At 60.8% G+C, this 19,229-nt stretch carries 18 protein-coding genes and 2 tRNA genes; 10 read left to right on the top strand and 10 right to left on the bottom strand.

What is annotated here, in order from left to right; genetic code table 11:
• Nucleotides 1-21: 21 nt before the first annotated feature.
• Nucleotides 22-972 (top strand): LysR substrate-binding domain-containing protein, encoded by a 951-nt coding sequence (locus tag ACFPWW_RS02440; protein ID WP_377310166.1) that lies wholly within the window; start codon nucleotides 22-24, stop codon nucleotides 970-972.
• Here the strand turns inward: ACFPWW_RS02440 and ACFPWW_RS02435 are convergent, their stop codons facing one another.
• Nucleotides 973-1,770: a creatininase family protein gene (locus ACFPWW_RS02435; protein WP_112572315.1), complete on the bottom strand. Its 798-nt coding sequence runs from the start codon at nucleotides 1,768-1,770 to the stop codon at nucleotides 973-975.
• A 285-nt stretch (nucleotides 1,771-2,055) separates the two neighbouring features.
• On the opposite strand from ACFPWW_RS02435, the gene ACFPWW_RS02430 reads away from it, so the two are divergent.
• Entirely contained in the window at nucleotides 2,056-2,715 is a 660-nt protein-coding gene (locus ACFPWW_RS02430; RefSeq protein ID WP_112572161.1) for a peroxiredoxin, read from the top strand.
• A 286-nt stretch (nucleotides 2,716-3,001) separates the two neighbouring features.
• Here the strand turns inward: ACFPWW_RS02430 and ACFPWW_RS02425 are convergent, their stop codons facing one another.
• The 5 genes from ACFPWW_RS02425 to ACFPWW_RS02405 all read right to left on the bottom strand — a co-directional run bounded on the left by ACFPWW_RS02425 (nucleotide 3,002) and on the right by ACFPWW_RS02405 (nucleotide 6,390).
• Complete coding sequence (locus tag ACFPWW_RS02425; RefSeq protein WP_377310163.1) at nucleotides 3,002-3,550, bottom strand: nuclear transport factor 2 family protein; 549 nt, start codon at nucleotides 3,548-3,550, stop codon at nucleotides 3,002-3,004.
• Between the two features lie 70 nt (nucleotides 3,551-3,620).
• On the bottom strand, nucleotides 3,621-4,424 hold the full coding sequence (locus ACFPWW_RS02420; RefSeq protein WP_112568247.1) for an SDR family oxidoreductase: 804 nt from the start codon (nucleotides 4,422-4,424) through the stop codon (nucleotides 3,621-3,623).
• 42 nt (nucleotides 4,425-4,466) lie between these two features.
• Nucleotides 4,467-4,871 carry a GlcG/HbpS family heme-binding protein gene (locus ACFPWW_RS02415; RefSeq protein ID WP_377310161.1) on the bottom strand — a complete coding sequence of 135 codons (405 nt, stop codon included), beginning with the start codon at nucleotides 4,869-4,871 and terminating at the stop codon, nucleotides 4,467-4,469.
• A 161-nt stretch (nucleotides 4,872-5,032) separates the two neighbouring features.
• Entirely contained in the window at nucleotides 5,033-5,923 is an 891-nt protein-coding gene (locus ACFPWW_RS02410) for a helix-turn-helix domain-containing protein (protein ID WP_112758688.1), read from the bottom strand.
• Between the two features lie 392 nt (nucleotides 5,924-6,315).
• Nucleotides 6,316-6,390 (bottom strand) — tRNA-Asn (locus tag ACFPWW_RS02405).
• Between the two features lie 118 nt (nucleotides 6,391-6,508).
• On the opposite strand from ACFPWW_RS02405, the gene ACFPWW_RS02400 reads away from it, so the two are divergent.
• Complete coding sequence (locus ACFPWW_RS02400; protein WP_112704967.1) at nucleotides 6,509-6,802, top strand: hypothetical protein; 294 nt, start codon at nucleotides 6,509-6,511, stop codon at nucleotides 6,800-6,802.
• Between the two features lie 101 nt (nucleotides 6,803-6,903).
• Here the strand turns inward: ACFPWW_RS02400 and ACFPWW_RS02395 are convergent, their stop codons facing one another.
• Nucleotides 6,904-7,293: a KTSC domain-containing protein gene (locus tag ACFPWW_RS02395; protein ID WP_377310160.1), complete on the bottom strand. Its 390-nt coding sequence runs from the start codon at nucleotides 7,291-7,293 to the stop codon at nucleotides 6,904-6,906.
• Nucleotides 7,294-7,757: 464 nt separating this feature from the next.
• Between ACFPWW_RS02395 and ACFPWW_RS02390 the strand changes: the two genes are divergently transcribed.
• A tRNA-Cys gene (locus tag ACFPWW_RS02390) sits at nucleotides 7,758-7,831 on the top strand.
• 40 nt (nucleotides 7,832-7,871) lie between these two features.
• Here the strand turns inward: ACFPWW_RS02390 and ACFPWW_RS02385 are convergent.
• A complete protein-coding gene (locus ACFPWW_RS02385; protein ID WP_112568239.1) occupies nucleotides 7,872-8,162 on the bottom strand; it encodes a hypothetical protein in 291 nt (96 codons plus the stop codon).
• 468 nt (nucleotides 8,163-8,630) lie between these two features.
• Here ACFPWW_RS02385 and ACFPWW_RS02380 point away from each other — a divergent pair, with 468 nt between their 5' ends.
• From ACFPWW_RS02380 to exoR, 5 genes are all read left to right on the top strand, one after another.
• Nucleotides 8,631-9,296: a protein-L-isoaspartate O-methyltransferase family protein gene (locus tag ACFPWW_RS02380; protein WP_377310158.1), complete on the top strand. Its 666-nt coding sequence runs from the start codon at nucleotides 8,631-8,633 to the stop codon at nucleotides 9,294-9,296.
• Nucleotides 9,297-9,528: 232 nt separating this feature from the next.
• Nucleotides 9,529-10,368, top strand: coding sequence for a PopZ family protein (locus ACFPWW_RS02375; RefSeq protein ID WP_112758191.1), 840 nt, complete (start codon nucleotides 9,529-9,531; stop codon nucleotides 10,366-10,368).
• Between the two features lie 118 nt (nucleotides 10,369-10,486).
• Entirely contained in the window at nucleotides 10,487-13,330 is a 2,844-nt protein-coding gene (locus tag ACFPWW_RS02370; RefSeq protein WP_377310157.1) for a valine--tRNA ligase, read from the top strand.
• 390 nt (nucleotides 13,331-13,720) lie between these two features.
• The gene (locus tag ACFPWW_RS02365) at nucleotides 13,721-15,001 is read left to right on the top strand and encodes an outer membrane protein transport protein (RefSeq protein WP_377310155.1); all 1,281 of its coding nucleotides are present in this window, start codon (nucleotides 13,721-13,723) and stop codon (nucleotides 14,999-15,001) included.
• Nucleotides 15,002-15,715: 714 nt separating this feature from the next.
• The gene (gene exoR, locus ACFPWW_RS02360) at nucleotides 15,716-16,519 is read left to right on the top strand and encodes an exopolysaccharide production regulator ExoR (RefSeq protein ID WP_112568231.1); all 804 of its coding nucleotides are present in this window, start codon (nucleotides 15,716-15,718) and stop codon (nucleotides 16,517-16,519) included.
• Between the two features lie 10 nt (nucleotides 16,520-16,529).
• Here exoR and xth read toward each other — a convergent pair whose 3' ends face one another.
• Both xth and erpA read right to left on the bottom strand, forming a co-directional pair.
• Entirely contained in the window at nucleotides 16,530-17,321 is a 792-nt protein-coding gene (xth, locus tag ACFPWW_RS02355) for an exodeoxyribonuclease III (RefSeq protein ID WP_112568229.1), read from the bottom strand.
• 119 nt (nucleotides 17,322-17,440) lie between these two features.
• Complete coding sequence (gene erpA / locus ACFPWW_RS02350; protein ID WP_377310152.1) at nucleotides 17,441-17,773, bottom strand: iron-sulfur cluster insertion protein ErpA; 333 nt, start codon at nucleotides 17,771-17,773, stop codon at nucleotides 17,441-17,443.
• A gap of 220 nt (nucleotides 17,774-17,993) precedes the next feature.
• Here erpA and ACFPWW_RS02345 point away from each other — a divergent pair, with 220 nt between their 5' ends.
• Nucleotides 17,994-19,211, top strand: a complete 1,218-nt coding sequence (locus tag ACFPWW_RS02345; RefSeq protein WP_112568225.1) for a deoxyguanosinetriphosphate triphosphohydrolase — start codon at nucleotides 17,994-17,996, stop codon at nucleotides 19,209-19,211.
• Nucleotides 19,212-19,229 lie beyond the last annotated feature (18 nt).

Below are 19,229 nucleotides of genomic sequence, written 5' to 3'. Positions count from 1 at the left end.
AAACAATGCAACGAGGCCGGAATGCTGCACTCCAGAAAGCTTCTCTACATCAACGAGATCGCCCGCACGGGTTCGATCCGCAAGGCCGCGGCGCGCCTCAACGTCGCGTCTTCGGCCATCAACCGCCAGATCCTGGCGCTGGAGGAGGAGATGGGCGCACCGCTCTTCGAGCGCCTGCCGAGGGGGCTGCGCCTGACGGCTGCCGGCGAACTCTGCATCGAGCATATTCGCGAGGTTCTGAAGAACTACGAGCGGCTCGAGGGGCGCATCCGAAGCCTGAAGATGCAGCAGGCCGGCAAGGTGCGGCTGGTCACGACCGTCGGCCTTGCCTCCGGCCCGTTGCCGGAAATCATCGCCCGCTTCCAGTCGGAGCATCCGCGCGTCTTCATCCAGCTGCGCAACGATGCCGGCACGACGACAGTCAACCCGGTGCTTTCGGGGGAAGTGGATATCGGCCTCGGTTTCAACATTCCCGCGACACCCGGTATCCGCACGCTCGGCAATTTCGATATCCCGATCGGCGTCATCCTGCCGCCCGGCCACCCCCTGATCGGGCCGGGTCCGATCAATCTCGCCGATGTCGTGCAGGAACGGCTGGTGCTTGCCCAGCAGGGCACCAGCCTGCGGGAGGTCATCAACCTTGCCATGGCGAGACTCGACGTTTCCGTCGAGCCGGTTCTGGAAAGCAATGCTTCGGAAATGCTGAAGAAACTCGTCAAATGCGGGGCAGGGCTCTCCATGCTGAACCCGCTCGACGTCATCACCGAATGCCGGCAGGGCGAACTGGTGTTCCGCCCGATTGCCGAGCCGCACAGCCGCCATCAGCCGATGAAACTCTTTGCCCGCGCCCGTGCGCCGCTCGATTCCGCCACCAGCCTTTTCGTCGAATATCTGCTGGCCGAGCTCGCCGGCCTCGTTCAGGAACTGCAGGCCAAGGGGCATATTCCGCTGGAGCGGCCTGTTGGCGCCTGACTACTGTGAATAAAGGTTGGCGAGCGGATAGCGCTTCAGGTCTTGGAGCAACTCGATAAAGCCCTTCACCTGATGGCGGCAGATCGCTTCGCCCTTTTCGGCCGTGCCCTTCGAGGCATCGCCGACGACACCGTTCGGATTGAGGTCGTGGGCGATCCAGGCCAGCGAATGCGGCGGCAGCGGCTGGATATAGCGGGATTGCTCACGCATCCATTCGGCCTTCGAGGCAAAATTCTGGGCCTTCTCCATCCGCACCAGGTCCGGCCGGAAATGCAGCATCAGGGATGTCTCCACCTCGCCGCCATGAATGCCGTAACGCGTCTCGTGCTCGCTGATCATGCCGTCGGGATTGCCGAAACGTCCCCATTGCGTGGAAACGACGGCCATCTGGTGGCGCACGCGCAACTCGCGGGCGACGATGCTCATGATATCGACGTTGCCGCCATGCGAATTGACGATGACGAGCTTGCGCAGGCCGGCTTCCGCCACTTTCGCGCCGATCGCCGTCCAGACAGGGATCAGCAGTTCGGCGCCGAGGGAAAGCGTGCCGGGACCGTAGACATGCTCGTTGGCCTTGCCGATTTCCTGGGTCGGCAGGACGAGGATGTCGAGGTCGCCGGGCCGCTGCCGGCGCAGTTCCGCCAGCATGCCGTTGGCGATTGCGACATCGGTTGCGATGGGCAGGTGCGGGCCGTGCTGTTCGGTCGAAGCGATCGGCAGGATGGCGATGGTCGTATCGGCGGAAAGCGCGGCAAAATCGTAGGTGTTCAGTTCGTTCCAGTAGAATGGTGTCGCCATCGCCGCGTCCCTCTTGTCGTTATTGGAGAGTGAGTAGGCAATAACGCGGCATGCGAAAAGCATCGATTTGCGCGCGCGCCGTTGCCTTTTTGCGCGCATGATGTCTCATCGTGTCTCCGGCTCGCTGTCACGCAAGGTCGCCGGCGGGAAATAATATTTCGCCGCCGCCCTTTTCGGGGAAGGCTTTGGTTTGACCGCGCTTGGCACAGGTCTGTAGATAGTCACCAGCATGCAGGCATGCCTGCAAGTGTTCGAAATAAACGATTGGCAACTGGAGGGCCGACCATGAGTCTACGTATCAACGATATCGCTCCCGATTTCACTGCGGACACGACCCAAGGCCCCATTCAGTTTCACGACTGGATCGGTGGCGGCTGGGCCGTCCTCTTCTCGCATCCGAAGAATTTCACCCCGGTCTGCACGACCGAGCTCGGCACCATGGCCGGTCTCGAAGGCGAGTTCACCAAGCGTGGCGTCAAGATCATCGGCATTTCCGTCGATCCGGTCGAAAGCCACGGCAAATGGAAGAACGACATCAAGACGGCAACCGGCTTCGATGTCGAATATCCGCTGATCGGCGACAAGGATCTCAAGGTCGCCAAGCTCTACGACATGCTGCCGGCCGGCGCCGGCGAAAGCTCCGAAGGCCGCACGCCCGCCGATAACGCCACCGTGCGCTCGGTCTTCGTCATCGGCCCGGACAAGAAGATCAAGCTGATCCTCACCTACCCGATGACGACGGGCCGCAATTTCAACGAGATCCTGCGCGCCATCGATTCCATCCAGCTGACCGCCAAGCATCAGGTTGCAACGCCGGCCAACTGGAACCAGGGCGACGACGTCATCATCACCGCCGCCGTCTCCAACGAAGACGCCATTGCCCGCTTCGGCTCCTTCGATACGGTTCTGCCGTATCTGCGCAAGACCAGGCAGCCGACGGCCTGAAATCGCCGCGGCGCTGACCGAGTGATGGAATCAATAGGCGCCCCGTCCGCGGGGCGTTTTTCTGACCTGCTGCCAAGCCCCGTATTTTGAGCGTATGGGCTTTATGTTCTCTATTTGCTGGACGTGATGCTCGCGTAGGCGAGGCCGGCTGCGAAAAACGCAAATGCTGCGACAACGCCTGCTACGATGATGATGGTATCCGTTGGCATGATAATCTCCGTCGATTGCCGACGGAGATTACGGTGCTTTCAGTTCCGGTCGTTTGAGCGAAGTCAAATGGGCCGGCCTATTCGGACGGCGTCACGCGGGTCCAGAAGTCGTTGAACGCGACCGAATCGAAGAAGGCCGAGGCGCGGACGATGCGGTCGTCGCGCATGTCGAGAAACCAGGCATAGGTATTGACGTAGGGCTTCCCGTCGCGGGCAATGCCGCGGGCGTCGAAAAACACGATCACGGTATCGCCGTCGGCATAGACGTTGCGGATCGTGGGCTTCAGCGGCGCCTTCATCCGTGCATTGAACGGGCGGATCACCTCACGCAGGAATGCCTCGCGGCTGGGATAGGTCTTCGATGCCAGCGAATAGCCCTCGATCGTCCAGCGGGCGTCGTCGGCAAGCAGGTCGTAGGGGCTGCCGGTGCCGTTCGCCCAGGCTTCGAAGCCGGCCTCGACGGCGGCCTTGTTGCGACGTTCGGTTTCGGTCAGCGCCTGCGCTGCGGCACGGGTTTCGAGCCCGCCGAGGGCCAGGATGGCGGCGGCAATGCCGAGGGCGGCGTGGAAAATGCGGCGGGCGAGGGATGCTGGGCTGCGGACGGTCGCGCTTGCGGTCATGGACATGGCTTCCTCCAGGGGTGGGGTGCTGGTGCGGCTCCCGCCGAGCGGGTGCCGTTTGCGGGTTCGTCGCCGGTCAGATCTGGTTTTCCCAGGCCTTGAGCTGATGGTCCTTCAGCATGTCTTCGATGACCTTCGGAACGACGTTGCGGAACCGGCCGCTATCGGCAGGGACGATCTCGATCATCCGGTCGATCATTTCCTTCGGGTCCATCTTGCCTTCCGGTGTGGCAAAGAATTCGTCGAAGCCCCTGCGCAGGTCGGCGCGCTTGGTGAAGTTCTTGCTGTCGTCCAGCCAGCGGAACGGATTGTCGGCCATCGTCTCGTTGTAACCGGTGTAATAGGCGCCGGGATTGATCGTCTGGATCTTGATGCCGTAGGGGCCGAGTTCCTGCTGCAGGGCTTCGGCGATGGATTCGAGTGCGTGCTTGGTGGAGACGTAAGTGCCCCAGTTGGCCGGCGTGAACAGGCCGCCCATGGAGGAGGTGAAGACCACCTTGCCCTTCTTGCCTTCGCGGACCCATTTCTGGACGACGCCCTGGGTCAGCGTGAGCGGCAGGAAGACGTTGACTTCATAGTTCTTGCGCACGAGCTCGACCGGGATTTCCCAGACCGGACCGGCTTCGCCCATGCCGGCATTGTTCCAGAGCACGTCGAAATCCCAACCCTGCGCCTGTTTGATGTCGTAGGGGTCGGTGAGATCGAGGCGCTCGACACGAAAATTCTTCAGGCCAAGGGCGGCCGCCTCTTCACGCAAGGGCGTGACCTGGGACGAAACCTGCGTGGTGGCGATGATGCTGTGGCCGTTCCTGGCCATGCCGATGCCGGCGGCTTTGCCGAAGCCGGAGCCTGCGCCGGTGATGAGGATGGTCTTGCTCATGACAATGTCCCTTCGATGTGCCTGCGGTTGAAAAAAACGCGTTCAAACGGTGGTGGCCGCCGCCGCGGCGGCCTCGGCGATCTCGCGGTCCTGGGAGACAGCCCCTCCGGATACGCCGACCGCCCCGATCACGATGTTGCTGCTGTCGGTGAGGGGAATGCCGCCGGCAAAGACGACGAGGCCGCCATTGGTCTGCTCCAGGCCGAACGAGGTGCCGCCGGGTTTGCAGAATTCACCGATCGCTTCTGTGCGCATGGAAAACAGCGCCGCCGTCCGGGCCTTGCTGACGGCGATATCGATGGAGCCCAGCAGCGCGCCGTCCATGCGGACAAAGGCTTTCATATGGGCGCCGGCGTCGAGGACCGCGATATTGGCCGGAACGCCGATTTCTTTCGCCCGCGCCTCGCCGGCAGCAATGATCCTGCGAGCGTCTTCAATGGTGATCATGTCCCTGTCTCCTCTCTTCGTTCGAGGAATGCTCCCCGTTCGACGAGACAGGTGTAGGCCGCAAGGCGCGTTTTCGTATTTCCATCTCTTGCTGCACTATGTGCAGATCTTGCGCTCGGACGGCACAAAGGGAGAGGGCGAACGCCCACGTCCGGCGAATGTCACCAAGCAGTGAAGAGTGCGCGGTACTGGCCGGGCGTCAGGCCGGTCCTCTTGCGGAAGACGCGGGTGAAGTTTGCCTGCGAGCCGAAGCCGGTATCGATGGCGATCTCCACGAGCGAGGACTGCGCGAAGCGAAGCTTCTCCTTGGCCGCCTCGATCCGGCGTTCGGTAACGTAGCGATGCGGAGCAAAACCGGTGGCCGCGCGGAACTGGCGGGAAAAGTGAAACGGGCTGAGGCAGGCCTCGGCGGCGAGATCTTCAAGCGTTATCTCCGCGGCGATGCGAGCCTCGATGAAATCGAGCACGCGCCGCAGCCTTTTGGGATCGATGGCCGGCTTGCGCACGGGCGGGCGCCAACGGGCGGACGAATAGGTGCCAAGCAAATGTGCCGCGAGCGCCAGCTGGATCCCGTCGAGGAACAGCCGGTCCGTCGGCTCCAGTTTTCGATTGAGCACCCCCCGGAAAAGTTCCCCAAGCTGCAGGACAACCGGATCGGGAACGGCCCCCGCATAGGCGAGCTGCACCCTGGCCGGGTCGATGTCGAAGTTCGAAAGCGCGTTCTCGGCAACGAGCGAGGGCGGCAGGAAGATGTGCAGGGATTCGGGCATGGTGCCGACGATTTCCACATCGCTCTCATGCACGCCGGCCGGACATACCCATGCGACGCCGGGACGGGCAATCGCTTCCCGCCTGTGGCCGTCGCCTGTCCACCTGATCTTCGACTGGCCCGAGAGCAGGACGGCTATTTCCGTGCATTCGAGCGTAAGGTCGACCTGCCAGCCCGGATCGAAACGCCTGAGTTCGACCTGCAGCGACGAGCATTCGACAAGCCCGCCCACCCGCTCGCTGGTGCGATATTTCCTGTCCCCCTGCGATGCTTCGAAATCCATGTCGCATCCTCGCCATGAAGATGGGGCTGAAAATTTGAATTGTTCGGTGCCGGCTGCCGCTTGCCGGTACCACGCTGCCGCCAATCGGCAGTCCTGTTGGATATATCAATGAATGTTTCCCGAAGCAGTCCGTGCTGCCTTCGGGGTCCTGCGCATCGGGATCGGGATTTTGACAAAAACGCCGGCGAGTTCAAGTGCCGTAACCCTCAAGGATTATCGCCGCCGACTTGGCGACGTCAGCGCCTGGAGGGGGCAAGCCCGCATCGATCTTGCCGTGGCCCGGCGACATGCCTGGACATCGGGCGCCGAAACGATGGCAAACCGGGATCGACTATGCTGAGAAGAGGCCTTAAACGACTAGAGCGCGCCTTTGGCGCGCTCTAGCGAGAAACTGGCTCCCCGGGCCGGATTCGAACCGGCGACCTGTCGATTAACAGTCGAATGCTCTACCGCTGAGCTACCAGGGATCACCGCTTGGCCGCGGCGTGAGCGGGGTAATACAAATGCTTTCCCGATTTGCCAAGCAGTTTTTTCAAAAAAATGAAATCAGCTTGTATTCGCGGCGCTTGCGCCCATCTCTTGTGGATGACTAGCAGGAAAAATGGGCCGAAAAAGGCCGGAGAGACGCGTTTCGGGATCGATCACAGGGATGGCAAGCTGGTTCTCGGCTCGCTGCGGCTGCCGATGCCGCGTTCGCGCATCGCCCGCATGACCACCGGAACGCTGCTTATTTTTGGTGGCGTCCTGGGTTTTTTACCCATTCTCGGCTTCTGGATGCTGCCGCTGGGTTTCCTTGTCCTGTCTCACGACCTGTCGGTAGCCCGCAGGTGGCGCCGCCGTGTCGCGGTCTGGTGGCATCGCCGAAAGCGACCGGTCTGAAATCGTCAAAGACGCTGCAGGCGGCAATGCCGGGCACGGCGGGCGCCGGTTAAATTGCCTTGAGGCGGGACCGGCACGTTGCGGCCTGGGCCGGGCTCCCGTCACTGCTGGGAGAGGGCGGGATTTTCGCCGGAGCCTGCGGCCGCCGTTCCGGCCCCGGTGATCTCTGACAGGTGGATTGGCAACTCGCCATTTTCCTCAAGCGCCGTCGCCGTGATCACCAGTGCGCCGATGAGCAATATCAGGACCTTCACCGCATGGGAGCCGAGATTGGCTTTCTGCCACCAGCTGGTCTGGATACGCGAAGGCTCCAGATAATATTTGTAGTAGAATTCCGGATCGCTGGTTTCGACGAGATTGTCGTAAATATGCTGCGGCACCCCGACATGCCGGACTGTGCCGCGCCCGGCGAATTTGGCATGCAGAACCTGGGTCTCGGGATCGTAGGAGACAGCGCGAATCTGTCTGGAATTCAAAGGCACCCAATTCATGTCTGCTCCTGTCTCTCCCAGAGGTTAGGATGGAACGAGGATTCTGAAAGTCAAGTTAAGAATTCATTGCCGATATCGGGTCTTATATTTCGAAATAACTAATATAAAGTCGGTGAAAGCGTTGCTTCGATTGCAGAACACACCTATTGAGTGAGTATAGGCGACGGGATAAACACACTGACATCTACCAATTGCGCGGTCGGCATGATCTGATGGCCTGTCTGAGCAGCTATTAGCCTAATTGTTGTTCAGGCAAGCGCGAACTTTCGGCAGAATGAGCCTTTTGACATCAGCCGCGCCCGCTGCAGTGGCAGCACCTTTCCGGGTTGGATCGGTCCCGCCTCTATAGGAGGCGTGCGATGTGGCCGGAGTTTGAAATTGCAGGAAATGTTTTTGGAAAGCCCTCTTGCGATTTCCTTACGATCATTCTAAACGCTCGCCACGGCTAACATGACAGCCTGTGAGGCCTCGTGGCGGAGTGGTGACGCAGAGGACTGCAAATCCTTGTACCCCGGTTCAATTCCGGGCGAGGCCTCCAAATATTTCCACCGACACGTAAATCGGCCCGCAGTTCCGCATCACCAGATGCCGGGAACCGCGGCGAAATCGAACTGCGCCGGCTTGATACCGGTCAGGGCATAGAGCGCCCGCAATCCGCCGCTGCGCAGGCCCGCCAGATAGTCGGCATCGTCTTCTGCCGTTTCGTTCTCTATCCGCACGTCAGGGCCGAGCAGGCGCTGCAGCGCCTGCGCCGGAATGCGCGTGAAGCTGCAGATGGCGCCGCTTTTGAATTTCACGAGCAGCAGCCGCGCCTGCGCATTGTAGTGGAGCGCTTCGATATCCGGCGATTGAATGGCGAATGTTTGCATGCGGCCAACCTATCGAAAGTCGCAGCCGGCGCAACAATATGGTTGACATAGAGTTAATGGCGCGGACCGCCGTGCCTTATTGATCCGCGAGGGGGCGTCGAGCCGTTGTCGGACACCGTGCCGGCGCCCGGAGACTTTCGCCCGAGGGGCGATCTTGTTCAGGTCTTTTCGCCGTCCAGCAGCCCGCAGCAGAATATGCCGACGAGCGCTGCGAGGATGAAAAAGTCGAACAGCGTCAAATATTCCAGAATGGCAGACATCGCCTGCTCCTCCTCATTTCCTCCGCCTGCGATCATATCACCAAACGCTCATTTGTTCCACGCAGGAGTTGCAGCTTCCGGTCTTCACCTGTTGCATGCGGGGAAGGGCGGGCGGGATTCTGCAAACCGCCTGCCGGCAAGCCTTGAAAGCATCCGTGCCGGAGATTAAGAGACGGAGGACAAGAACCGCTTTCATCGGCGAGAGGATATGATGGATTTCGAAGCAGCACGCGTAAAGATGGTCGATAACCAGATCCGTACCACGGACGTTACCTCGCATTCCGTGCTGACGGCCTTCCTGGACGTGCCGCGCGAGGCATTCGTGCCGGAAAAGGCAAAGGCGCTTGCCTATGTCGATTACGACATTGAAATTGCTCCGGCCGCCGCCGGCAATCCGGGCCGTTTCCTGATGGAGCCGTCGCCGCTCGCCAAGCTGCTGCAGCTTGCCGCCATCTCCAAGGACGATGCCGTTCTCGAAGTCGGCGCCGGCACGGGCTATACGTCCGCACTGCTGTCGCTGATCGCGGGCTCCGTGGTCGCGCTCGAATCGGACGAGACCCTTGCTGCTCAGGCCAAGGCAAATCTTGCCGGTTATGCGAATGTGCAGGTGGCGACCGGCCCGCTTGAAAAGGGCAATGCCGCCGGCGCTCCCTATGACCTGATCTTCATCAACGGTTCGGTGGAGGAGGTTCCTGCCGCACTTCTCGGCCAGCTGCAGGAAGGCGGCCGTCTTGTCGCCGTGCAGGGCTACGGCAACGCTGCCCGCGCGAAGGTCTTTGTCAGCGAGCGCGGCGCTGTTTCCGAAAACGTCTTCTTCAACGCTTCGGTCAAGCCGCTGCCCGGTTTTGCCAAGGCTCGCGAATTCGTATTCTAGGCCGTTTCCGCTGCCGTTTTTTTCGAGCGGGCGCCACGGGCGCCCGTTTTCGTTCCGGCTGTCCGAATAGCCTTCACAGACTTCGCTTACACTTGGGTAACAAAACTGTGCATGGCTGCATTTGTTTGATTCGCGCTGATTTTTTTCCCTCATGGGGTATTCTAAGGTCACGGTGATTCGGATGCATGCTCCACGCCGTCCGGTCGTTGTTTAAGGGATAACGGGGATAGATATGGCTCAGCCAGGTGTAGCGCGTGAACCGTCCATGGAAGAGATTCTGGCCTCCATTCGCCAGATCATCGAGAGCAATGAGCCAGGCGCCGGAAAGGCGATTTCCGCCTCGCTTCCTCCCGTCTACGGTGCGGAGGAAGAAAACGACTCCGAAATTCATCTGACGGTTGACGATACCTATGCCGGTGTCGAGTTCCCGGAGCCGCCGGCGCTGCGCCCTGATCCGCGTTTCGTCGCTGCCAATTCCGCCGGCACGGCACCCGAGCCGGAAATGCCGGCGCGCGCCATGTCGCTTGCCGACGTTGCAGCCCGCGTCCGTGCCGCTTCCGAGCGCAGCGCGGTGCAAACGCCCCGTGATATGCCACAGCAGTTCCGCGAACCGGAGCCGCAATTCGAGCCGCGTGCAGCGGCCGCGTCGCGCCCGGTCGAACCGGCCCAGGCGCCCCGCGTTGCCCCGATTGCCCCTGTTGCCCAATATGCGCCGGAGCCCGCGCCGGTCTTTGCCGAGCAGCGCCTGCCCGAGGTTCAGCAGCCTGCGATCGTAGAGGCGGCGTCTGTTTCTGCCGCCGCCCACCAGCCTGCCGAGGCCGCGCCCGCGCGCGCTGCGGAAGACATTCAGCCGTCTCTTCTGTCGCAGAACACCGGCCTGCAGGTTGCCCGCTCCTTCGAAGAGCTTGCCGCCGCAATCGACGGCGCTGCCGAGCGTCGCTCGCTCGACGAAATCGCCGAAGACATGCTTCGGCCGATGCTGCGCGAATGGCTCGACGACAACCTGCCGACGCTCGTCGAACGTCTCGTGCGGGAAGAAATCGAACGTGTGGCGCGCGGCCCGCGCCGCTGATCGGAACCGCTTTTTTACACAAGAGCCGCTCCGGTCTCCGGGGCGGCTTTTTTATTGACTTGGCCGTAGCCATCCTATTTACAAAACGCCCATCCTCGAACCTCGAATTGGTCAGAAAATGCTCGAAAAGACCTACGATTCCGCCGCCGTCGAACCGAAAATCGCCGCGAAATGGGATGAGGCGGATGCCTTCCGCGCCGGCGCCAACGCCAAGCCGGGTGCGGAAAGCTTCACCATCGTCATCCCGCCGCCGAATGTCACCGGTTCGCTGCACATGGGCCACGCGCTCAACAATACGCTGCAGGACATCATGGTACGGTTCGAGCGCATGCGCGGCAAGGATGTGCTGTGGCAGCCGGGCATGGATCATGCCGGCATCGCCACGCAGATGGTTGTCGAGCGCAAGCTGATGGAACAGCAGCTTCCCGGCCGCCGCGACATGGGCCGCGATGCCTTCATCGAAAAGGTCTGGGAGTGGAAGGGGGAATCGGGCGGCCTGATCTTCAACCAGCTGAAGCGTCTCGGCGCGTCCTGCGACTGGTCGCGCGAGCGCTTCACCATGGACGAGGGCCTGTCCAAGGCCGTGCTCGAAGTTTTCGTCACGCTCTACAAGGAAGGCCTGATCTACAAGGACAAGCGCCTCGTCAACTGGGATCCGAAGCTGTTGACGGCAATCTCCGACCTCGAAGTCGAACAGCACGAGATCAAGGGCAATCTCTGGCACCTGCGTTATCCGCTGGAGCCGGGTGTCACCTATCAGTATCCGATCGCTTTCGACGAGGAAGGCAAGCCGACCGAATGGGAAACCCGCGACTATCTGGTCGTCGCCACCACCCGCCCGGAAACCATGCTTGGCGATACCGGCATTGCCGTCAATCCGCAGGACGAGCGTTACAAGTCGATCGTCGGCAAGCATGTCATCCTGCCGATCGTCGGCCGCCGCATTCCGATCGTTGCCGACAACTATGCCGATCCGACGGCCGGTACCGGCGCGGTCAAGATCACGCCGGCGCATGATTTCAATGACTTCGAAGTCGGCAAGCGGGCAGGTCTGCGCGCCATCAACATTATGAATATCGACGGCACGATCACCATCAAGGACAACGAGGATTTCCTCGAAGGCCTCGATCATCCGGCAGCGCTCCACGGCGCCTGGGATCGCCTCGAAGGGCAGGATCGTTTTCACGCCCGCAAGGTCATCGTCGAAATCTTCGAGGAAGCCGGCCTGCTCGACAAGATCGAGCCGCACAAGCACATGGTTCCGCATGGCGATCGCGGCGGTGTGCCGATCGAGCCGCGCCTGACCGAGCAATGGTATGTCGATGCCAAGACGCTGGCCGAGCCGGCGATCGCCTCCGTTCGCGAAGGCCGCACCAATTTCGTCCCGAAGAACTGGGAAAAGACCTACTACGAGTGGATGGAAAACATCCAGCCCTGGTGTGTCTCGCGCCAGCTCTGGTGGGGCCATCAGATCCCGGCCTGGTACGGCCCGGACGGGCAGGTCTTCGTCGAGAAGACCGAAGAAGAGGCTCTGCAGGCGGCTGTCCAGCACTATCTTTCGCATGAAGGGCCGATGAAGGCCTTCGTTCAGGACAAGCTGGAAAACTTCCAGCCAGGCGAGATCCTGACACGCGACGAGGATGTGCTCGACACCTGGTTCTCTTCGGCGCTGTGGCCGTTCTCGACGCTCGGCTGGCCGGACAAGACGCCGGAGCTCGAGCGCTACTATCCGACCAGCGTTCTCGTCACCGGCTTCGATATCATCTTCTTCTGGGTCGCCCGCATGATGATGATGTCGCTGCACTTCATGAAGGATGAGGACGACAATCCAGTCGAGCCGTTCCACACCGTCTATGTTCATGCCCTGGTGCGCGACAAGAACGGTCAGAAGATGTCGAAGTCCAAGGGCAACGTCATCGATCCGCTGGAACTGATCGACGAATACGGTGCGGATGCGCTGCGATTCACCCTGGCGATCATGGCCGCGCAGGGCCGCGACGTGAAGCTCGACCCGGCCCGCATCGCCGGCTACCGCAATTTCGGCACCAAGCTCTGGAACGCCACGCGCTTTGCCGAAATGAACGGCGCAAAGAGCGATCCGCATTTTGTGCCGGAAGCCGCTGAACTGACCATCAACCGCTGGATCCTGACGGAGCTTGCCCGTGCGGAACGTGACGTAACGGAAGCGCTCGAAGCCTACCGTTTCAACGATGCTGCCGGCGCGCTCTACCGTTTCGTCTGGAACCAGTTCTGCGACTGGTATCTCGAACTCCTGAAGCCGGTCTTCAGCGGCGAGGATGAAGGCGCCAAGGCCGAAGCCCAGGCCTGCAGCGCCTATGTTCTGGAAGAGATCTACAAGCTGCTGCATCCCTTCATGCCCTTCATGACCGAAGAGCTGTGGGCGCACACGGCAGGCGATGGCGCCGAACGCGACGGGCTGCTCTGCCACGCCGAGTGGCCGTCGCCGTCCTATGCCGACAATGCGGCGGCCGATGAGATCAACTGGCTGATCGACCTCGTTTCCGGCATCCGCTCCGTCCGCTCGGAAATGAACGTTCCGCCGTCGGCCACTGCGCCGCTCGTGGTCGTCGGTGCCAACAGCCTGACGCGCGAGCGCCTGTTCCGCCACGACGCGGCCATCAAGCGGCTGGCACGTGTCGAGGCCATTTCGCTTGTCGAATCCGCACCCAAGGGGGCCGCCCAGATCGTCGTGGCAGAGGCGACCGCCTGCCTGCCGCTCGGCAACCTGATCGATCTTGCCGCCGAAAGGAGCCGTCTCGAAAAGGCGATTGCCAAGGCCGAAGGCGAAGTCGCGCGCATCGACGGCAAGCTGTCGAACGAGAAGTTTGTCGCCAACGCCAATCCGGAAGTGGTGGAGGCCGAGCGTGAGCGCCATGCGGAACTGACGAGCCAGATCGCAAGCCTGAGGACTGCTCTGGCGCGAGTTAGCGAAGCGGGATAATCGCGGCTGACGAGTATAACGTTTCTGGAGGCGCGTTCCGTTGGAGCGCGCCTTTTGCGTTAAAAAGTATGACGATTCGACGGAAAACGGGCCATTTTGCCGTTTCCGCCTGTGGATATCACCCGTTTGGGGGATGGCGTGCGCGAAAACTGACACTGTTGTCAGTTTGATACAGCTGCCACCCTTAGTGGAATGGGAATCTAACAGACCCCTAAAAATCAACAGATAGAAGAATAGAATTTTATCTATCTGATTTTTTGACGTGCCCGTCAATTCCTTACGTAAATTAGTCATGATGCAACTTCGCGACGCTGCCGGGCGTCTCGTTGCGATTTGTTAAGCTCCCTAGCACAGTGTGCCTACTTCAATTGCTTGAGTGGGGGAGACACAATGGCAGTGCGTATGTTTTCCAGGGGCGTAACATCGCTCATCATCCTTTCGGCAGTCGCCTCACCCTCCTTTGCGGGTGGTCTGGAGCGCGGCGGCTACAATATCGATCAGCTGTTCGATACCTCGCCCTTCTCGTTCCAGTCGGGCGTTACCTATGTCTCGCCGCAACGCAAGCTGACGGACGTTCGCGACACGGATACGTCGGCATCCCCGGGCGGTGGCAATCTGAACAACCGCCCGGATACTGCCGATGAAACAGCGAACTACACTATTCCTTATATTGGCTTTAAGGCCGGTTTTGCCGATACGATCGACTGCCTTGTCGACTATTCCGAGCCCTTCGGCGGGCATTCCAATCCGGGCCTGAACTGGGCGGGCGCCAACAACAATATCGAGACGGAAATCAAGACCCGCAACTACGGCGGCACCTGCTCCTATCGTTTCGATGTCGGCCCCGGACAGCTTCGCATCATTGGCGGCGCCTTCTACCAGGAAGTGGAGGGCTTCAAGGAGCGGCTGGTTTCCACGGTTCCGCTTCTCTTCGGTACGGGCACCGGCATCGGCCGCCTCGATCTCGAGGACAGTGGCTGGGGCTGGCGCGCCGGTGTCGCTTACGAGATCCCGGAATATGCGATGCGCATGAGCCTCGTCTATAACAGCCGCGTAAAATACGACAACCTGACCGGCACGGTGGACCTGACGCAGGTCACTGCACCCGTTCCGCCATTGAATGCCGCGCCCTACGGCAGCGTCACGCCTGTCTTCGGTTCGGCCGAAGCGCCGGATTCTCTGGAACTGAAACTGCAGAGCGGCATTGCTCCGGATTGGCTCGCCTTCGGTTCGGTCAAGTGGACGAACTGGAGCGTCCTGCAATCGGTGCCTTTCTGCCCGACGTCGACAAAGGGCTTGGCCGCCTGCACCTCCGGCGGGGCGACGGAACTGACCTCGCTCGACCTTCTCTATCGCGACGGCTGGACGATCACCGGCGGTGTCGGCCACAAGTTCAACGATCAGTGGGCCGGCGCCGTCAGCCTGACCTGGGACCGCGGCACCAGCCACGGCTACGGCGCGCAGACCGACAGCTGGACGCTGGGCGTGGGCGCGGCCTTCACGCCGACCGAACATATCGAGTGGCGCGTTGCCGGTGCGGTCGGCCTGCTGACGAGCGGCTCGTCCGGGGCCGTGACCCAGAACGGCGTCACGTTCGGAGACGACGTTTCCTATTCTTTCGGCAACGATCTGGTTGCCGCGCTGTCGACCAGCATAAAGGTCAAGTTTTAATTCCCTGCTTTGAAGAATTGAGGAGTCCGGCAGCGCCGGGCTCTTCTTTGTTGACCTCTCTTAATCATCCCATCTTCTCGTCTCGTTTTGTGACGATTCAGCAACACTTTTTTACGACGGTTCGCGTATGGTGGCGGCGGGGCGAATTTGTCCATTTCCCGCCACAAAGAGGGCGCAGCGCTATTGGCGGGCGAGGAGATGACAAGCGTAAGGTGTGCGTAAGCATTAGCATGGGTCGAATTTTTTCCGGCAACGCCAGATATCGCGGGAGCAGCGGCGAAAGGCCAGCGGCAGCGGCCGTTTCGCTTTTCGCCAAAGGCGTTTCAGGCCGGAAATCCACCCCTTCGGTAGTGTTGCAGATTTACTCGTTTCAATCATTTTCACTGCGCCGGCATGAGGCTTCGTCCTCCACGGACGGTAGCGATACCGGTTTGGTCACATTTGCTGTTTACGAAGACGATAAAGGCGGTCGGGTGAGGACTCGGATCGCGAGGAGAGTGCCACAGGCATCGCAGGTGGGCCGTGCCGGAAGCCGGATGGTTCACAAGGGTGTGCTGGTTTTGAAAGAGGGGCATGGGGCTGGAAGCGACGCGGGCAAAGGGGCCTTGGAGCCCGCCGCGGGATCGCTCGCCTGGAAGGAATGCATCCACGCGGGCAGAGCGGCAAAAAAAGCCGCCGCCAGGCGTCTGTGATGAACGAAAGAAACCGGTAAAGATGGTAACGTCCGAGTTCAGACTGTTCAAATTCACGCTGCTCAGCATGTCGATGGCCGTTTCGCTGGCCCTGGCCTGTCCGGTCCTGGCATTCGACATCAAGACGGGCGTGACGAAGGAATCGGGACCCTTCGATCTCTTCAAGTTCGGTTTCAAGGCTTACAAGAACGGTCAGAAGGAAGAGGCGGTAGAGGCCTATAAATACGCCGCCGAGAAGGGCCACACCGGTTCGCGCTGGGCGCTCGCCAACATGTATGCCGATGGCGACGGCGTGGCGCAGGACGATTTCGAAGCCTTCAAGATCTACAGCGAGATTGCCCAGCAGGGCGTGGAGCCTGGCTCGGAGGATACCGGCTTCTTCATCAACGCGCTGCTGTCGCTGGCCAACTACTACAAGCACGGCATTGCCGGCAGCCCGGTGAAGATCGACCTCAACCAGGCCCGGCAGCTCTATTTTCAGGTCGCATCCACCTTCGGTGTTCCCGAGGCGCAGTTCCAGCTCGCGCAGATGATGCTCGCGGGCGAGGGCGGCAGCGCCAACATCAACCAGGCCAAGAAATGGCTCAATCAGGCCCGCAAGAGTGGCCATCCCGGCGCCATGGCGGTCTTCGGGAACATCCTCTTCGATGAGGGCCAGTCTGCCCGCGGTCTGGCGCTGATGACGGCCGCCCTCGACCGCTGCAAGCCGAAGGATTGCGGCTGGATGCAATCGCTGCAGGAAGATGCCTTTTCCGTCGCCAGCGAAGCGGACCGGCGCACGGCCGTCTCCCTGTCGCATACGATTGCGAGCGGTTCTGACGACTGATCTCTAAAGCTCAGGCGGCAAAATCGAAATAAGCCACGACCGGCACGTGGTCGGACGGCTTTTCCCAGGCGCGCACATGTTTTTCGATCGCCACCGAGGTCATGTGGTCGGCAGCCTCCGGCGATAGCATCAGATGGTCGATGCGGATGCCGTTGTTCTTCGGCCATGCGCCGGCCTGATAATCCCAGAAGGAATAGAGTGCCGTCGCATCGGTTGCCGAGCGCACGGCATCGACGAGGCCGAGGTTTTCCAGGCGGCGGAAGGATGCGCGCGTCTGCGGCAGGAAGAGCGCATCGCTTGCCCAGACCTTCGGGTCGAAGCAGTCATGCGGCTCGGGAATGACGTTATAATCACCGGCGAGGATAAGAATTTCCTCGTATTCGAGGCGTTCCGTCGCGAATTTGCGCAGACGTTCCATCCAGGCGAGCTTGTAGGGATATTTTTCCGTTTCCGGCGGGTTGCCGTTCGGCAGGTAAAGGCAGCAGACGCGCGCCACCTTGTTGCCGGGGAGGGAGAAGACGGCTTCGAGGAATCGCGCCTGCTCATCGAGCGGATCGCCCGGCAGGCCGCGATTGACTTCGGAAGGCGAGCTCTTGGAAAGAATGGCGACGCCGTTGAAGCCTTTCTGCCCGTGCGTTTCCACATGGTAGCCGAGTGCTTCGATTTCGAGACGCGGAAAGCCTTCGTCGACCGTCTTGATTTCCTGCAGGCAGACGATGTCAGGATTGGAATCTTTCAGCCATTGCGTGAGATTATCGATGCGCGCCTTGACGCCGTTGATGTTCCAGGTCGCGATCTTCATGGCTCTGTCCTGTGTCTGTCCGGAATGTTCTTCTATCGCGCTCCGGCGCCGGCGGACAAGACGGGAAACCGGCCGGAAGGCAATCTTCGGCCGGTTATCGGTGGAAAGCAGGTATCGCGTCAGATTGCGAAGCTGGTGCCGCAGCCGCAGCTTGCCACCGCATTCGGATTCTTGATCTGGAAGGACTGGCCGAGCAGGTTATCGACGAAATCGATCTCGGAGCCGGCCATATAGACCAGCGAGAGGCTGTCGATCAGCACCTTGGCATCGTTCTTCTCGACGATGACATCGTCCTCGGCGGCAGTGTCCACGAGATCGAACTTGTAGGAAAAGCCGGAACAGCCGCCGCCTTCCACGGAGACGCGCAAGGCGCTCTTGCCGGGATCGCTGCCGACGATGGCGGCAATACGCTTTGCCGCGGCATCGGAAAGGGTTACATTCGCTTCAGTCATTTTTCCTCCTGCCGGGGTCAAGATCCGGAGAGAATCCGATTTGCACGTTTGACGTTCAAACGCATGATATCAAAGAAACTTATCATGATCCTTCCGTAAAGGACAGGATTTGGCGAAGCGGTCGACAAAGCGCCTCTTTGCCGTTTCTGTAAGCTATAGGTATGAAGAGCGGAAAGCGGCGTCAATGGGCAAGGCCGCAACGCGTTGGTGACGGTGAAGAATGAGCTTCGACAGGCATGCATTGGGTTTCGGTTATGGCGAACGCGCGGTCTATGCGGCAGATCCGTGGAACTCGCGCGGGCGTCTCTATCCGGAAAGCGGCAGCCCGACGCGTTCCGATTTCCAGCGCGACCGTGACCGCATCGTCCATACGACGGCCTTTCGCCGGCTGAAACACAAGACTCAGGTTTTTATCGCCCAGGACGGCGACCATTACCGCACACGCCTGACACATACGATCGAGGTGGCCCAGATCGCCCGCGCGCTCGCCCGCGCCCTGAAGGCCGATGAGGATCTCGCCGAGGGTGTGGCGCTCGTCCACGATTTCGGCCACACGCCCTTCGGCCATACCGGCGAGGATGCGCTGCATGAGGAACTGCTGCCCTATGGCGGCTTCGATCACAATGCCCAATCCTTGCGCATCGTCACCAAGCTCGAGCGGCGTTATGCCGAATTCGACGGCATCAACCTGACCTGGGAAAGCCTGGAAGGCCTCGTCAAGCACAACGGCCCGCTGCTGACGGCCGATGGTGTGGGCACGCGCGGACCGGTGCCGCAGCCGATTCTCGACTATTGCGAGCTGCACGATCTGGAGCTTGCGAGCTATGCGAGCCTGGAGGCCCAGGTGGCGGCAATTGCCGATGACATTGCCTACAATACCCATGACATCGACGACGGCCTGCGCTCGGGCTACCTGAATTTCGAGATGCTGGAGGAGATTCCCTTCCTCGCCGGACTGATGGCCGAGGTGAGGGAGCGTTACCCGCATCTGGAGCCGAGTCGCTTCACGCATGAGATCATGCGCCGCCAGATCACGCGCATGGTCGAGGATGTGATCGGTGTGGCGCAGAAGCGCCTTGCGGCGCTGCAGCCGCAAAGCGCCGACGATATCCGCAGGGCGGATCACGTGATTGCGACCTTTTCGGATGAGATGGCCGAAACCGACACGCAGATCAAGGCGATGCTCTTCAAGCGCATCTACCGCAATGCCGATATCATGCGCATCCGCGCCGGTGCCGCCCAGATCGTCAAGGATCTCTTCGGCGCCTATATGGCCAATCCCAAGGAGATGCAGAGCCATTACTGGGTAGACCATATCGCCGGCCTTTCGGATGCGCCCAAGGCGCGGCATGTCGGCGATTATCTGGCCGGCATGACGGATACCTATGCCATCAGTGCCCACAGGCGATTGTTTGACCACACTCCGGATTTGCGATAGGCAGCGGGCGCCCGGCAG

Origin of the sequence: Rhizobium sp. GCM10022189 (assembly GCF_042656325.1) — a bacterium.
In the GTDB taxonomy this organism is placed as follows: Bacteria; Pseudomonadota; Alphaproteobacteria; order Rhizobiales; family Rhizobiaceae; genus Rhizobium.
Note: the sequence above shows the minus strand (reverse complement) of the source record. Positions and strands in the feature narration are given on the sequence as shown.

What these genes read in the sequence shown, in the direction of transcription:
- ACFPWW_RS02440 (WP_377310166.1), top strand. Translation starts at nt 22, where the DNA reads ATGCTGCACTCCAGAAAGCTTCTCTACATCAACGAGATCGCCCGCACG.
- ACFPWW_RS02435 (WP_112572315.1), bottom strand. Translation starts at nt 1,770, where the DNA reads ATGGCGACACCATTCTACTGGAACGAACTGAACACCTACGATTTTGCC.
- ACFPWW_RS02430 (WP_112572161.1), top strand. Translation starts at nt 2,056, where the DNA reads ATGAGTCTACGTATCAACGATATCGCTCCCGATTTCACTGCGGACACG.
- ACFPWW_RS02425 (WP_377310163.1), bottom strand. Translation starts at nt 3,550, where the DNA reads ATGTCCATGACCGCAAGCGCGACCGTCCGCAGCCCAGCATCCCTCGCC.
- ACFPWW_RS02420 (WP_112568247.1), bottom strand. Translation starts at nt 4,424, where the DNA reads ATGAGCAAGACCATCCTCATCACCGGCGCAGGCTCCGGCTTCGGCAAA.
- ACFPWW_RS02415 (WP_377310161.1), bottom strand. Translation starts at nt 4,871, where the DNA reads ATGATCACCATTGAAGACGCTCGCAGGATCATTGCTGCCGGCGAGGCG.
- ACFPWW_RS02410 (WP_112758688.1), bottom strand. Translation starts at nt 5,923, where the DNA reads ATGGATTTCGAAGCATCGCAGGGGGACAGGAAATATCGCACCAGCGAG.
- ACFPWW_RS02400 (WP_112704967.1), top strand. Translation starts at nt 6,509, where the DNA reads ATGACTAGCAGGAAAAATGGGCCGAAAAAGGCCGGAGAGACGCGTTTC.
- ACFPWW_RS02395 (WP_377310160.1), bottom strand. Translation starts at nt 7,293, where the DNA reads ATGAATTGGGTGCCTTTGAATTCCAGACAGATTCGCGCTGTCTCCTAC.
- ACFPWW_RS02385 (WP_112568239.1), bottom strand. Translation starts at nt 8,162, where the DNA reads ATGCAAACATTCGCCATTCAATCGCCGGATATCGAAGCGCTCCACTAC.
- ACFPWW_RS02380 (WP_377310158.1), top strand. Translation starts at nt 8,631, where the DNA reads ATGATGGATTTCGAAGCAGCACGCGTAAAGATGGTCGATAACCAGATC.
- ACFPWW_RS02375 (WP_112758191.1), top strand. Translation starts at nt 9,529, where the DNA reads ATGGCTCAGCCAGGTGTAGCGCGTGAACCGTCCATGGAAGAGATTCTG.
- ACFPWW_RS02370 (WP_377310157.1), top strand. Translation starts at nt 10,487, where the DNA reads ATGCTCGAAAAGACCTACGATTCCGCCGCCGTCGAACCGAAAATCGCC.
- ACFPWW_RS02365 (WP_377310155.1), top strand. Translation starts at nt 13,721, where the DNA reads ATGGCAGTGCGTATGTTTTCCAGGGGCGTAACATCGCTCATCATCCTT.
- exoR (WP_112568231.1), top strand. Translation starts at nt 15,716, where the DNA reads ATGGTAACGTCCGAGTTCAGACTGTTCAAATTCACGCTGCTCAGCATG.
- xth (WP_112568229.1), bottom strand. Translation starts at nt 17,321, where the DNA reads ATGAAGATCGCGACCTGGAACATCAACGGCGTCAAGGCGCGCATCGAT.
- erpA (WP_377310152.1), bottom strand. Translation starts at nt 17,773, where the DNA reads ATGACTGAAGCGAATGTAACCCTTTCCGATGCCGCGGCAAAGCGTATT.
- ACFPWW_RS02345 (WP_112568225.1), top strand. Translation starts at nt 17,994, where the DNA reads ATGAGCTTCGACAGGCATGCATTGGGTTTCGGTTATGGCGAACGCGCG.